Consider the following 11,803-nt stretch of genomic DNA (forward strand, 5'->3'; position numbering starts at 1 on the left):
GGCGGTTCTGCGGTGCGCGGAATCTCTGGGGCCCGCGGCACGGCCGATCTACGATGTGCGCATGGCCGAGACCGTGCGACCGCTCATGCCTGCCGACGACATGCCCGCCGACGACATGCCCGCCGACGAGGCGCCTCGCGAGCCGAGCGCGCCCCGCCCGGAGGAGCCGCTGTGGCGCGACGCGCTCGGCCAGTGCCTGAGGCGCCTGCGCCTCGAACGCGGCGAGATCCTCGTGGAGACCGCCCGCCGCGCCGGGGTGTCGCCGCAGTACCTCTCGGAGATGGAGCGCGGCGTCAAGGAGCCGTCCAGCGAGATGATCGCCGCCGTCGCCGGCGCGCTGGACGTGACGCTCGGCGACCTGACGCTCGCGATCGCGACGACCCTGCTGGCCGTGCCGGCCGGAAGGGCTCCGGCCGGCCCGACCTGCCAGGCCGCGTACGCACTGGCGGCGTAGGCGGTCCGCTACGCGGGCATCGGCTGCCGCTCCTCGATCACGTGGTCGATGAGGCCGTAGTCCAGCGCCGTGTGCGCGGTGAACACGCGGTCGCGATCGGTGTCGGCGCGCAGCGTCGCGATGTCCTGCCCGGTGTGCCGGGACAGGATGCTCTCGATGTCGGCGCGCACCCGGACGACCTCGTCCGCCTGGAGGATGAGGTCCGGGATCGCTCCGCGGCCCTGGCCCATCGGCTGGTGCAGGACGACGCGGGTGTGGGGCAGCGCCGCGCGCTTGCCGGGAGTGCCCGCGGCGAGGAGGACGGCGCCGACGGCGACCGCCTGCCCCACGCACGTCGTCGCCACCTGCGGGCGGATGTAGCGCAGCGTGTCGTACACGGCGAGCATCGCGCTCGGGTCTCCCCCCTCGCAGTTGATGTACAGCTGGATGTCGCGCTCGGGGCTGTCGGACTCCAGGTACAGCAGCTGCGCGACGAGCGCGTTCGCGACGCCCGCGTCGATGGCGGTGCCGAGGTAGATGATCCGCTCCGTCAGCAGGTGCGAGTAGACGTCCATGATGCGCTCGCCGCGGGGGTGCTGCGCGATGACGTTCGGGATCGTGTAGGTGCTCATCGTGCGGCTCCTCCGGACGGGGCGCCGAGCCCCACGGGTCGGTGTCGGGTCGGCATGACCTCGTCGAACGTGCTGACGATCGCGTCGACGAAGCCGTATTCGAGCGCTTCGCCCGCCGTGTACCAGCGGTCGTGCAGCGAGTCCTCGAAGACCCGCTCGATGGGCTGGCCGGTGTCCTCGGCGATGAGCCCGAGCACCGTGTCGCGGGTGTGGCGCAGGTCGTTCGCCTGCAGCTCGATGTCGACGGCGGCGCCCGCGATCCCGGCGGAGCCCTGGTGCATCAGCACGCGGGCGTGCGGCATGGCGCGGCGCTTCCCGGGCGTGCCGGACGACAGCAGGAACTGCCCGGCGCTGTAGGCGATGCCGAGCACCAGTGTGGACACGTCGCACGGGATGAGCCGCATGACGTCGCGGATCGCCAGCATCGACGGCACCGACCCGCCGGGGGAATGGATCCACAGCGCGATGTCGGTCGAGGCGTCCTCCCTCGCCAGGATCATCAGCTGCGTCGCCAGCAGCGTGCCGTTGTCGTCGTCCAGCGGGCCGTCGAGGACGAGGACGCGCTGCTGGTAGAGCTCGCGCCGCACTCGTTCGTTGAACAACGGGATTGCCTGTTCCTCGCTCATGCCCTTCACTCTGCGCCCGCCCGCGCACCGGTCGAAGCCTGTGCTGCTCTGGGCGGATCCGCCCAGAGCAGCGCGGCCCGCCCGGGTCCGCGCGCCGGGCGGCGTCTTTGCGCCCGCGAGGGCGTGTCGCCAGCTCAGAGCGGGTATCAGCAGTCCTCGGGACATGAGGCCGGGACGGACGCCGGGGGGAAGCCGTGCGCGAGGAGACCAGGGGCTTGGACGCCGAAACGGACGTCGAGCGGCGCGTCCAGCGCGTCGGCACCGGCGCGAGCGACCGGCCCGGGATGCTGGAGACCGAGGCCGGGCCTGGCGGAGACGAGGCCGAGAACGACGTGCGGGAGCGCGTCCGGCACCTCGGGACGGGCGGGCACGGCGCCGCAGGCGACCGCGCGCCGGAGGCGGCGGGCGAGCGGGCCCGCGCCGATGTCGAGCGGCGCGTCCGGGGTGTGGGGACGGGCGCGAGCCAGGCCGCCGGGACGCTCGGGTCGGATCCGGCGCCCGACACCGGCGGCGCCCGCAGGGACGTCGAGCGCCGCGTCCGGCACCTCGGGACGGGCGCGAGCGGCACCGCCGGGGACGCGACCCGAAGCGAGCAGTGAGCGTGGCGCCGCCGCCGGGCGTCCGGCCGGGGCGAGCCGCGCCGGGGTCAGGAGGAGTCGGACGCGGTGAGCGGGGAGCGGGCGGCCGGGGTGGGCGAGGTCGCCGCGGTGAAGGAGGCGTAGCGGGCGGCGGTGGAGGCCGGGAGCCCGCCCGCCTGGTCGCCGGCCGGGTCCTCGGATGCGCATGACTGGTCGCGGTGCGGCTGGTCTGAAAGTGGCATGTCTCGTCTCCCGAGGCGACCGAAGCAATCGGTCCGCTCGCTACCGCCCCGACCTCGATCTAAACATTCCCCTGGTGCCCGAGGTGCTCGATCGCGCGAAACCGCGGAAGCGAACCCGTCCGGCTCACCGGGTGGTGCTCTGCGTGGCGCGGTAGTGGGACGGGGAGACCCCGTACAGGCCGCGGAACGCCTGGCGCAGCGCCTCCTCGCTGCCGAAGCCGCAGCGGGCCGCGATGGTCTCCACGGTCAGCGCCGTGCCGGTCAGCAGGTGCGCCGCCGCCTCGCCGCGCGCCCGGCGCACGAACCGTCCCGGGGTCATGCCGAGCTCGGCCAGGAACAGGCGGGCCAGGTGGCGCTGGCTCACCCCCGCGCGGGCCGCCAGCGCCGCCGTCGACAGGTCCGCCGCCGGGTTCCCGGCGATGTGCGCGACGGCGTCCTGGACCAGCGAGTTGCGCGCCGAGGGCGCGGTGAACATGCTCATCTGCGCCTGGTTGCCGGGCCGCTGCAGGTACGTCACCAGCTGCCGCGACACGCTCCGGGCCAGGTCGGGGCTCACGTCGGCCTCGATGAACGACAGGGTGAGGTCCAGGGCCGCGGTCACACCGGCGGACGTGCAGACCTTCCCGTCGGAGACGAAGATCGGCCCGCTGTCGAAGTCGACGGCCGGGAACCGGCGCGCCAGGAAGTCGGCGTGCTCCCAGTGGGTCGACGCGCGCCGTCCGTCCAGGAGCCCGGCCGCGGCGAGGACCCCGGCGCCGGTGCACACCGACGCCACGCGGCGGGACTCCAGGCCGAGCCTGCGCACGTGGGCGACCAGCCGGCTGTCCTCCATCGCGTCGACGAAGCCGATGCCCCCCGACACCACCAGCGTGTCGAGCGGCCCGGCGGCGCGCTCCAGCGACCGCTGCGCCTGAAGCGTCAGACCCGTCCCGGTGTGGATCGGCCTGCCGCCCGGCGAGGCCAGGGAGACCTCGTAGACGCCGCGCCCGTTCAGGAAGTTGGCCACCTGGAGCGCCGAGACGACGCAGGCGATGTCCAGCAGTTCGGCCGCCGGGTAGCCCACCACGAGGACGCGACGCATTTCGTGCATGCCGCCACGGTATTGCGCGGGACGACACCTATCACCTATGTCCGATAGACGGCCACCCCAAGTTTTCGGACCTGCCCGCGTCCGGGACTGGCGGAGGGGCCCCGGCGCGCCGACAGTGGTGGCATGGCTACCACGACCCGCGCCCTGGACCCCGATTCCGGGGCGACCGCGCGCCCGCGCACCGCCTGGCTGCGGCTCACCCTGCACTACGTCGAGATGGTGCTCGCGATGTTCGCCGGAATGCTCGTCTTCGGCGGCATCCGGGCGCTTCTCGGGCTCACGTTCGCGTTCGACGCGCATCCGGGCGCCCACTACCTGCTCATGGCCACCGACATGGCGGTCGGCATGGCCGCCTGGATGCTGCTGCGCCGCCACGGCCGGGCATGCACGCTGGAGATGTGCGCCGCGATGTACGTTCCGGCGGTGCTGGTCCCGCTCGTGTGGGCCGACGTCATGAGCGGGATGGCGTTCATGACGGCCACGCATGTGCTGATGATGGTCGCGATGCTCGCCGTTCTGCTCCGGCGCCGCCGCGAGTACTGCCACTGAGCCGCCGCCATGACCACTCCCGAGATCACGGTCGTCGTCCCGCTGTACGACCGCTTCACCGCCCTGGACGTCGTCGGCCCTTACCAGATGCTGGCCCTCACCCCCGGCGTGCGGGTGGTGTTCGCCGCCGAGAAGGCCGGGCCGGTGCTCGACGACTGCCGCACCCTCCGGCTGACCGCCGTGGGGCTCGACGAGGCGCCGCGCCCGGACGTGGTGGTCGTCCCCGGCGGGCCCGGCACCGTGCACGTGCTCGATGGGGCCCTCCCCGCCTGGTTGCGCGAGGTCCATCCGACCACCCGCTGGACGACCTCGGTGTGCTCCGGTTCCCTCGTCCTCGGAGCGGCGGGCCTCATCGACGGGCTGCGCGCGACCACCCACTACCGGCACCTGGACAAGCTCCCCCTGTTCGGCGCCGTCCCGGCCCAGGAGCGCGTGGTGGTCGAGCGCGAGGCCCGCATCGTGACCGCAGCCGGCGTCTCCAGCGGGATCGACATGGCGCTGCGGCTGGTGGACTTCCTCACCGACACGCGCACCGCCCAGGCCGTCCAACTCTGGACGGAGTACGACCCGCGGCCTCCGTTCGACGCCGGCTCCCCGTCGCGCGCGCCCGCGGACGTCGTGGAACTGGCCGCCGAGTTCGAGACGGCGGCGCTGGAGGCCGCGATGCGCTCCTGAGAGCCGCCGCCGCGCGTCCCGGCCGCTCCGCCGCCGCGCGTCCGGCCGCTCCGCCGGCCGCCGCGCCCCTACAATTCCGTGGGTGACCGCCTACAGTGATCTCGACCCGTTCGGGGACCTGGACGCCTCCGCGCTGCCCCCGCGCCAGCAGCGGATCCTGGCCATGATCCGCGACTGGGCGGTCAGGTACGGGTACGCGCCGAGCACCCGCCAGATCGGCGACGCCGTGGGCCTGCGGTCGCCGTCGTCGGTGTCGCGGCACCTGGCGAGCCTGGAGGACAAGGGCTTCCTGCGGCGCGGCGACGCGGTGGCCCGGCCGATCGACGTGCGCGCGTTCCTGCGGGAGGGCCCGGCGCGGGAGCCCGGCGGCGGCCAGGTGCCCGTGCCCGTGGTCGGGGACATCGCCGCCGGCACGCCGATCCCGGCCGAGGAGCACGCCGACGACACGCTGCTGCTGCCCCGCGAGCTCACCGGGCGCGGCACCGTCTTCGGCCTGCGCGTGCGCGGCGACTCCATGGTCGACGCGGCGATCTGCGACGGCGACATCGTCGTGGTCCGCCGGCAGCCCGAGGCCCACTCGGGCCAGATCGTCGCCGCCATGATCGACGGCGAGGCCACCGTGAAGGTCTACCGGCGCCGCGACGGGCACGTCCTGCTCGAACCCCGCAACCCCGCCTACGACGTCATCGACGGCGACGAGGCCGCCGTCCTCGGCGTCGTCGTGTCGGTCCTGCGCAACGTCTGACCCCGCGGCCGCGGGCGGGCGAGGTCAGCGGCGTCCGCCGAACTCCCACTGGTGGACCTCGACGGCGGCGTAGCGGTCCGGGGTGAGGACGGCCCGGGCCGCGTCCGCGTCCGCGGCGCGGACAAGGGCGACCGTGCCGAGCCAGGCCTCGCCGTCGTCGGAGAGCAGGGGGCCGTAGGCGATCAGGTCGTCGTCCGCCGGGACGTCGAGGTCGGCGCCCTCCCCCTCGCCCAGGCCGATGACGAGGAAGCGGTCGCCGCCGGTCCGGCCGCCCGGGAAGTCCCACATCGTGCGGCCCAGCGCGTTGCGCCACCGGCGCACCATGACGTCCCGGTACGCGCCCGCCTGGTAGTTCGGCTCGTCGAAGGCGAACGCGCGGGCGGCGGCGGGGTCGGGCAGGTCCACGATGTGGACGCTGCCGGTGGGGACCTCGCCGACGAAGGTGGGGCCCCGGGCGATCAGCTCCTTGTCGTACCGGTCCATGTAGGACCAGTGCTGCTCCCCCAGTTCCTCGCGGAGCCCGATCGAGCCTGCACGGTCACGGTGGTAGCAGAAGAACTCCATCCGGCTGTTCTACCACCCGCCGAGCTCAGGCGGTCTCGCGCGGGGTGACGGTCATGTGGATGTCCTCGGCGGCCCAGAGGACGAAGCGTTCGATGGGCTCCACCGTCTGGCCGGGCGCCAGGCGGAAGGCGAAGCGCTTGAGCAGGACGGCCAGGACGAGCTGGGCCTCGACCGTCGCGAGCGCGGCGCCCTCGCAGCTGCGCGGGCCGATCCCGAAGGGGATGTAGGCCAGGCGCGGGCGGCCCGCCGACGCCTCCGGAGCGAACCGGCCGGGGTCGAACCGCTGCGGGTCGGGCCAGTAGTCGGGGTTCGTGTGCACGGCCCAGAACGGGTAGAAGACGGTCGTCCCCGCCGGGACGGTGTACTCGCCGAGCACGATGTCCTCGGTGGCCTCCCGCGCGCCGTAGGGTCCCGGCGGGTACAGGCGCATGGTCTCCCTGAGCACCATGTCCAGGTAGGTCAGCCGCCTGAGGTCGCCGTACTCGGGGACGGACCGGTCGCCGAGCACGCGGTCCAGCTCCTCGGCGACGCGCTCGGCGGCGTCCGGGTGCCGGGCCAGCAGGTACAGCGTCCAGGAGATGGCGACGCCGGTGGTGTGGTGGGCGGCGAGCATCGTCATCAGGACCGTGTCGCGGATGCGCGCCGGGGACTCGCCCGCCTCCGCCAGCGCGGCGATCAGGTCGCTGCGCCCGGCCGGCGCCGTCCCGCCCTGCTCGCGGTGCGCGGTGAGCACCTGGTCGACGGTGGCGCGCAGGTAGGCCAGGGCCTCCTGGGCGCGGCTCCCCGGCCCGTCCCCCGCCTGCCCCATGTACTCGGTGAGGACGGTCTCGAACGCCGAGACGACCCGCGCGGCCGAGTCCGGGGACTCCAGGCCGCTGCCGAGCGCGTACTGGCAGATCATGCGCAGCGACAGCTCGCTCAGGTCCCGCTGGAGCGCGACGGGGCCGTCGTGCGCCTCCCACCGGTCGGCCAGCTCGGCGGCGAGCGCGGTGAAGCGGGCGAAGTGCGCCTCGTGGGAGGGGCGCCCGGCCAGCACCGACAGCATGACCCGGCGCCAGGGGCCGTGCTCGTCGGCCGGGATCGTCTGCAGGTTGCCCGACTCCTGGAGGGGCGCCAGGAACTCGAACAGCTTCTCCGGCCGCTTGTTGATCTTCGCGGTGGCCTCCAGCAGCACCGGGTCGGCCACCGACACCGCCATCCCCGCGCCGGGCAGGGGGAACCGCACCACCGGCCCGTACTCGGCGTGCAGCCTCAGCTGGTACTCGTGCAGCCCGCCGGCTTCCGCGATGGCCGCCGCGCCGTCGTCCCGCGCGGGGGGACCGGGGATCGGCGATGGGGTTCCGGCGTCGCTTCGCATTTCGCGTCCTCCGCGTCGGCATCGTCGTTTCGGTTGTTTCCGAGTTGATCGCAATGCTTACATGTCCCGGGTAACTTCGCGACATTTCCCAGACCGGAGGTCGCGTCGCCGCGAACCGGGGAGAGGACGCTGGACACCGTCGATCCGCACACGCCGAACGTCCCGCGGATGTACGACTACCTTCTGGGCGGAAAGGACAACTACGCCGCGGACCGGGAGGCCGTGGAGGAGGTCGTCAAGCACGCTCCCGACACCCCCTTCATGGCGCGCCAGAACCGCGCGTTCCTGCGGCGCGCGGTCCGCTTCCTCGCCGAGTCCGGGATCCGGCAGTTCATCGACATCGGCTCGGGTCTGCCCACCCAGGGCAACGTGCACGAGATCGCCCACCAGGTCGCGCCGGACTCCCACGTCGTCTACGTCGACGTCGAGCCGGTCGTGCTGGTCCACGGGCGGGCGCTGCTCGCGGGAACGCCCGGGGTGACCGTCATCCAGGGCGACGCCCGCCGTCCGGACGAGATCCTGGCGAACCCCGCGCTGAAGGGGCTCATCGACTTCGACCAGCCGGTCGCCGTGCTGATGCTGGCCGTACTGCACTTCATCGGCGACGGCGACGACCCGCCCGGGATCGTGGCGCGGCTCCGCGAGGCGATGGCACCCGGCAGCCACCTGGCGGTGTCGCACGTGACCGGCGACTTCGACGCCGACAGGAGGGTCCGGCACGCGGGCGCCGTGTACGAGCGGGCCACGTACCAGATCACCCTGCGCAGCCACGCGGAGGTCACGCGCCTGTTCGACGGTTTCGAGCTCGTGGAGCCCGGCCTCACCACCCTGTCGATGTGGCGCCCCGACGCGGGCACGGTCGTGCCGCCCCGCGCGGACCGCCAATGGTGCTATGCGGGAGTCGGCCGAAAGCTCTGAACGGCACGGTCGCGCCATTGTCTCCGGCATTTCGGACGAGTCAGACAAAACACATTAAAGGCCCTCGCGAATGCACCGCGCGGCCCGGCCGCGTCACAGGCCGAGGCGGGCGGCGTGGCGGGCCAGGAAGGCGACCACCTCGTCGGCGGGCCGGTCCGGCAGCCCCCACATGATCTCGGTGACCCCGGCCTCCTCCCAGGCGGCGACGTCCTCGGGCGAGGGGCGTGCCGCGGCCAGGACGCAGACCTCCGGCCGGCCCGCGCGCCCCGCGTCCGCCCAGGCCGCGTGCAGGGCGGCGACCTTGGGGAGGATGTCGCGCTCGGTCGGGGTGGTCATCCAGCCGTCGGCGTGGGCGGCGATCCACGCGAGCGTCTTCGGTCCGCCGCCCGCGCCGATCAGCAGCGGGACGTGCGGCTGGACCGGCTTGGGCCACGCCCAGGACGGCCCGAAGGAGACGAACTCCCCCGCGTAGGAGGCCTGCTCCTGCGTCCAGAGCGCCCGCATCGCCTCCACGTACTCGCGCAGCACCGTCCGCCGCCGGTCGGCGGGCACGTTGTGGTCGGCGAGCTCGTCGGTGTTCCAGCCGAACCCCGCGCCGATGGTGACCCGGCCGCCCGACAGGTGGTCGAGCGAGGCGACGGTCTTGGCGAGCGTGATCGGGTCCGACTCCACCGGTAGCGCGACGGCCGTCGCGAGCCGGATCCGCGAGGTGACGGTGACCGCGGACGCCAGCGCGACCCAGGGGTCGAGCGTCCGCGTGTAGCGGTCGTCGGGCAGTGTCTCGTCGCCCGTCCCGGGGTGCGCGGCGTCGCGCCGGACCGGGATGTGGGTGTGCTCGGGCACGTAGAAGGTGTGGAACCCGTTCTCCTCGGCGGCCTGCGCGGCGGCGGCGGGCGTGATGCCCCGGTCACTGGTGAAGAGCACGATGCCGTGTCGCATGCCGCCGATACTAGAACGCGTTCTATCGAGGTGCCGAGGGCGGGGCTAGGGCCGGCGGCCGCCGCGCAGGGCGCGCGGGAGGGCGGTGGCCGCCCGCCCCAGCCTGAAGCTGACCGAGCCGCGGACGGCCTCCAGCTCGCCGCGCGCGCGGGCCAGCCTGTCCTCCGCCTTGGCGAGCCGCTTCTCCGCCCGCGCGAGCCGCTCCTTCAGCCGGCCGGCCTCGTTCGGCGGGCGCGTCGCCCCCATGCCCTTGACGCGGACGAGCCGGCGCCCGGCGACCTGCTGGACCTCGTGCCAGGCGTCGTCCCGCGCCGCCAGCCAGTCCAGGAGGTCGTCCTGGACCGCGTCGGCGTCGCCCCAGGTGCCGTAGAGCTTCTGCGTGGTGACGCAGATCGGGCGCAGACCGTCGGTGGCCACCGACTCCCACACCGCGGCGGAGACCCCGGGAGTGTGCTCGGACCGGTAGTCGTCGCAGACGATGAGGCCCCCGGCCGGGAGCAGCACGTGCGCGGCGCGGATGTCGGCCTGCACGTGCTCGTACAGGTGGGACGCGTCCACGTGCACGAAGCGGCAGGTCTCCGGCTGGACGTGGTCCAGGATCAGCGAGGTCGGGCCCTGGACGATCTCCGGGAGCCGGTCGTGGAAGGCGCGGTAGTTCGACTCGAACGCCCGGCGGGTCAGGGTGGAGTAGGAGCCCCGCATCTCCGCCTGGTTGGAGTCGTCGGGGGCGTCGGTGTCGAACAGGTCGCACACGGTGAAGGTCTCGCCCTCCCGCAGGTGGCGGCCCATCAGGATGGCGCTCTTGCCGAGGTAGGAGCCGAGCTCCACCAGGTCGCCGCGCTGGCCGAGCCTCTCCTGGCGTTCCAGGAACCAGGTGAAGAGCAGCTGGTCGATCTTCGGGAACCACCCCTTGACGTCGTCGAGGGAGGAGGGCGGGCCGGTCTCTTGGGTGATCACGTGGGGAGCTCCAACGTCGGTCGTTCTCGGGGCGGCGGGGGACGGGGACGGGGGACGAAAATCGCCATGATAGGTGAGTCGCTCTTCATGGCAACAAAGCCGGATTTCGGCCCCTTGCTGGCCGTGTATCCGGTTCAACGGGCGAGGCGGGGGCGGGGCCGCGCTGTTGACAGGGCGATCGGCGGGCCCGTACGGTTCGGCTGATTCACGGTTGCCCGAGGGAAATCCGGTGAGATGCCGGTGCGGACGCGCCACTGTATCCGGGACGACGATCCCGGGAGCCAGGTCGCTCGGGTGATCGCGACCTCATTGTCCGGGACGCGCAAGATCCCCTACGGAGGCTCCGTGAGCACGCTGTCGGCTCGCCACATTCCCCTTTCCCACCTCGTTCCCTGGCTGCTCGCGGTGCCCGCGCTGCTGCTCCTCGGCTACCTCGTCCTGATGGACAACGGCGCCGTGTCGCAGACCGGCGGCTACCTCCACGAGCTGATGCACGACGGGCGGCACCTGCTCGGCGTGCCCTGCCACTAGACCGCCGCGTGGTACGCACCCTGCTGGTCAGGGGCCTTCTTCTGGGCCTGCTGGCCGGTCTCGTCGCGGGCGCCTTCGCCTTCGCGGTCGGCGAACCCCGCATCGACGAAGCGATCGCCCTGGAGAAGGCCGCCGCCGTGCACGAGCACGGCGCGGCCGCCGAGCCCGAGTCCGCGCCACGCGGGCACGTGGCAGCACACGGGCACGAGTCCGGAACACACGAACAGGAGTCCGGAACACACGAGCACGGCGAGGAGGTGGGCCGGGGCACGCAGAAGGCCGGGCTCTTCCTCGCCACGGGTCTCTACGGCCTCGCGGTGGGCGGCGTGTTCGCGCTCGCCTTCGCGGGGCTGCGGGGGCGCGTCGGGCCGCGCTCGGACGCCGCGCTGGCGCTCGCCGCGGCCGGGACGGCCTTCGCCGCCGTCATCGTCGTGCCGTTCCTGAAGTATCCGGCGAACCCGCCCGCGGTGGGCGACCCGGAGACGATCAACACCCGCACCCTGCTGTACCTGGCGATGATCGGGGTCGGGCTGCTCTCCACCGCCATCGCGGTGACCACGGCGCGCGGCGTGCGCGGCGGGCCGTGGGCGCGCTGGCCGGCGGCCGTCCTCGCGTTCGTCGTCCCGGTGGCGGTGGCGTCGGTGCTGCTGCCGACCGTGGACGAGGTGCCGGACGGGTTCCCCGCCACGCTGCTGTGGCAGTTCCGCATCACCTCGCTCGGGACGCAGCTGGTGTTCTGGGCGTGCTTCGGGACCCTGTTCGGGTGGTTCTGCGACCGGGCCGCCCGGGCCCCGGCGCCGGCGTGAGCGGGCCGCCCTGACCGGCGTGCTGTTCGTCCGGCACGCGACGTCGGCGGGGATGCGGCAAGCCCGCTTCCCCGCCGACCCCGCCGCGGACCCCTCCGGCCTTGCGATGGCCAGGGCCCTGGGCGGGGCGCGACCGGACGGGGCGGGGTGGAAGTCGCCCC

16 protein-coding genes are annotated in these 11,803 nt (G+C 73.6%); 8 read left to right on the forward strand and 8 right to left on the reverse strand.

Annotated features, from left to right (window positions below; genetic code table 11):
- Nucleotides 1-61 precede the first annotated feature (61 nt).
- Nucleotides 62-454, forward strand: coding sequence for a helix-turn-helix domain-containing protein (locus ABWI04_RS19990; protein WP_353833377.1), 393 nt, complete (start codon nt 62-64; stop codon nt 452-454).
- An 8-nt stretch (nt 455-462) separates the two neighbouring features.
- Here ABWI04_RS19990 and ABWI04_RS19995 read toward each other — a convergent pair whose 3' ends face one another.
- Together ABWI04_RS19995 and ABWI04_RS20000 are read right to left on the reverse strand one after the other, a co-directional pair.
- Nucleotides 463-1,065 (reverse strand): ClpP family protease, encoded by a 603-nt coding sequence (locus ABWI04_RS19995; RefSeq protein ID WP_345183703.1) that lies wholly within the window; start codon nt 1,063-1,065, stop codon nt 463-465.
- Nucleotides 1,062-1,691 carry a ClpP family protease gene (locus ABWI04_RS20000; RefSeq protein WP_345183701.1) on the reverse strand — a complete coding sequence of 210 codons (630 nt, stop codon included), beginning with the start codon at nt 1,689-1,691 and terminating at the stop codon, nt 1,062-1,064. The genes ABWI04_RS19995 and ABWI04_RS20000 overlap by 4 nt, the downstream gene beginning before the upstream one ends.
- Nucleotides 1,692-1,906: 215 nt before the next feature.
- On the opposite strand from ABWI04_RS20000, the gene ABWI04_RS20005 reads away from it, so the two are divergent.
- On the forward strand, nt 1,907-2,290 hold the full coding sequence (locus ABWI04_RS20005) for a hypothetical protein (RefSeq protein ID WP_353833378.1): 384 nt from the start codon (nt 1,907-1,909) through the stop codon (nt 2,288-2,290).
- Between the two features lie 47 nt (nt 2,291-2,337).
- Here ABWI04_RS20005 and ABWI04_RS20010 read toward each other — a convergent pair whose 3' ends face one another.
- Nucleotides 2,338-2,511, reverse strand: coding sequence for a hypothetical protein (locus ABWI04_RS20010; RefSeq protein WP_345183698.1), 174 nt, complete (start codon nt 2,509-2,511; stop codon nt 2,338-2,340).
- 124 nt (nt 2,512-2,635) lie between these two features.
- On the reverse strand, nt 2,636-3,601 hold the full coding sequence (locus ABWI04_RS20015; protein WP_345183696.1) for a GlxA family transcriptional regulator: 966 nt from the start codon (nt 3,599-3,601) through the stop codon (nt 2,636-2,638).
- 123 nt (nt 3,602-3,724) lie between these two features.
- On the opposite strand from ABWI04_RS20015, the gene ABWI04_RS20020 reads away from it, so the two are divergent.
- The 3 genes from ABWI04_RS20020 (at nt 3,725) to lexA (ending at nt 5,570) form a co-directional block, all read left to right on the forward strand.
- Nucleotides 3,725-4,150: a hypothetical protein gene (locus ABWI04_RS20020; RefSeq protein ID WP_353833379.1), complete on the forward strand. Its 426-nt coding sequence runs from the start codon at nt 3,725-3,727 to the stop codon at nt 4,148-4,150.
- Between the two features lie 9 nt (nt 4,151-4,159).
- Nucleotides 4,160-4,825, forward strand: a complete 666-nt coding sequence (locus ABWI04_RS20025) for a DJ-1/PfpI family protein (RefSeq protein WP_353833380.1) — start codon at nt 4,160-4,162, stop codon at nt 4,823-4,825.
- Nucleotides 4,826-4,907: 82 nt separating this feature from the next.
- The gene (gene lexA / locus ABWI04_RS20030) at nt 4,908-5,570 is read left to right on the forward strand and encodes a transcriptional repressor LexA (protein ID WP_353833381.1); all 663 of its coding nucleotides are present in this window, start codon (nt 4,908-4,910) and stop codon (nt 5,568-5,570) included.
- Nucleotides 5,571-5,594: 24 nt separating this feature from the next.
- Here lexA and ABWI04_RS20035 read toward each other — a convergent pair whose 3' ends face one another.
- Nucleotides 5,595-6,134, reverse strand: a complete 540-nt coding sequence (locus ABWI04_RS20035; RefSeq protein WP_345183688.1) for a YciI family protein — start codon at nt 6,132-6,134, stop codon at nt 5,595-5,597.
- Nucleotides 6,135-6,159: 25 nt separating this feature from the next.
- A complete protein-coding gene (locus ABWI04_RS20040) occupies nt 6,160-7,491 on the reverse strand; it encodes a cytochrome P450 (RefSeq protein WP_345183686.1) in 1,332 nt (443 codons plus the stop codon).
- A 129-nt stretch (nt 7,492-7,620) separates the two neighbouring features.
- Between ABWI04_RS20040 and ABWI04_RS20045 the strand changes: the two genes are divergently transcribed.
- Nucleotides 7,621-8,409, forward strand: coding sequence for an SAM-dependent methyltransferase (locus ABWI04_RS20045; RefSeq protein ID WP_345183824.1), 789 nt, complete (start codon nt 7,621-7,623; stop codon nt 8,407-8,409).
- A gap of 93 nt (nt 8,410-8,502) precedes the next feature.
- Here the strand turns inward: ABWI04_RS20045 and ABWI04_RS20050 are convergent, their stop codons facing one another.
- Entirely contained in the window at nt 8,503-9,348 is an 846-nt protein-coding gene (locus tag ABWI04_RS20050; RefSeq protein WP_345183684.1) for an LLM class F420-dependent oxidoreductase, read from the reverse strand.
- Nucleotides 9,349-9,393: 45 nt separating this feature from the next.
- Nucleotides 9,394-10,305 carry a class I SAM-dependent methyltransferase gene (locus ABWI04_RS20055; protein ID WP_353833382.1) on the reverse strand — a complete coding sequence of 304 codons (912 nt, stop codon included), beginning with the start codon at nt 10,303-10,305 and terminating at the stop codon, nt 9,394-9,396.
- Between the two features lie 345 nt (nt 10,306-10,650).
- Here ABWI04_RS20055 and ABWI04_RS20060 point away from each other — a divergent pair, with 345 nt between their 5' ends.
- Together ABWI04_RS20060 and ABWI04_RS20065 are read left to right on the forward strand one after the other, a co-directional pair.
- A complete protein-coding gene (locus ABWI04_RS20060; protein WP_179835852.1) occupies nt 10,651-10,836 on the forward strand; it encodes a CbtB domain-containing protein in 186 nt (61 codons plus the stop codon).
- A gap of 8 nt (nt 10,837-10,844) precedes the next feature.
- Complete coding sequence (locus ABWI04_RS20065; RefSeq protein WP_345183679.1) at nt 10,845-11,642, forward strand: CbtA family protein; 798 nt, start codon at nt 10,845-10,847, stop codon at nt 11,640-11,642.
- Nucleotides 11,643-11,803: the final 161 nt, after the last annotated feature.

This window comes from Actinomadura sp. NPDC000929 (assembly GCF_040492065.1).
Taxonomy (GTDB): Bacteria; Actinomycetota; Actinomycetes; order Streptosporangiales; family Streptosporangiaceae; genus Spirillospora; species Spirillospora verrucosospora.

What these genes read in the sequence shown, in the direction of transcription:
- ABWI04_RS19995 (WP_345183703.1), bottom strand. Translation starts at nt 1,065, where the DNA reads ATGAGCACCTACACGATCCCGAACGTCATCGCGCAGCACCCCCGCGGC.
- ABWI04_RS20000 (WP_345183701.1), bottom strand. Translation starts at nt 1,691, where the DNA reads ATGAGCGAGGAACAGGCAATCCCGTTGTTCAACGAACGAGTGCGGCGC.
- ABWI04_RS20010 (WP_345183698.1), bottom strand. Translation starts at nt 2,511, where the DNA reads ATGCCACTTTCAGACCAGCCGCACCGCGACCAGTCATGCGCATCCGAG.
- ABWI04_RS20035 (WP_345183688.1), bottom strand. Translation starts at nt 6,134, where the DNA reads ATGGAGTTCTTCTGCTACCACCGTGACCGTGCAGGCTCGATCGGGCTC.
- ABWI04_RS20050 (WP_345183684.1), bottom strand. Translation starts at nt 9,348, where the DNA reads ATGCGACACGGCATCGTGCTCTTCACCAGTGACCGGGGCATCACGCCC.
- ABWI04_RS20040 (WP_345183686.1), bottom strand. Translation starts at nt 7,491, where the DNA reads ATGCGAAGCGACGCCGGAACCCCATCGCCGATCCCCGGTCCCCCCGCG.
- ABWI04_RS20025 (WP_353833380.1), top strand. Translation starts at nt 4,160, where the DNA reads ATGACCACTCCCGAGATCACGGTCGTCGTCCCGCTGTACGACCGCTTC.
- ABWI04_RS20020 (WP_353833379.1), top strand. Translation starts at nt 3,725, where the DNA reads ATGGCTACCACGACCCGCGCCCTGGACCCCGATTCCGGGGCGACCGCG.
- ABWI04_RS19990 (WP_353833377.1), top strand. Translation starts at nt 62, where the DNA reads ATGGCCGAGACCGTGCGACCGCTCATGCCTGCCGACGACATGCCCGCC.
- ABWI04_RS20015 (WP_345183696.1), bottom strand. Translation starts at nt 3,601, where the DNA reads ATGCACGAAATGCGTCGCGTCCTCGTGGTGGGCTACCCGGCGGCCGAA.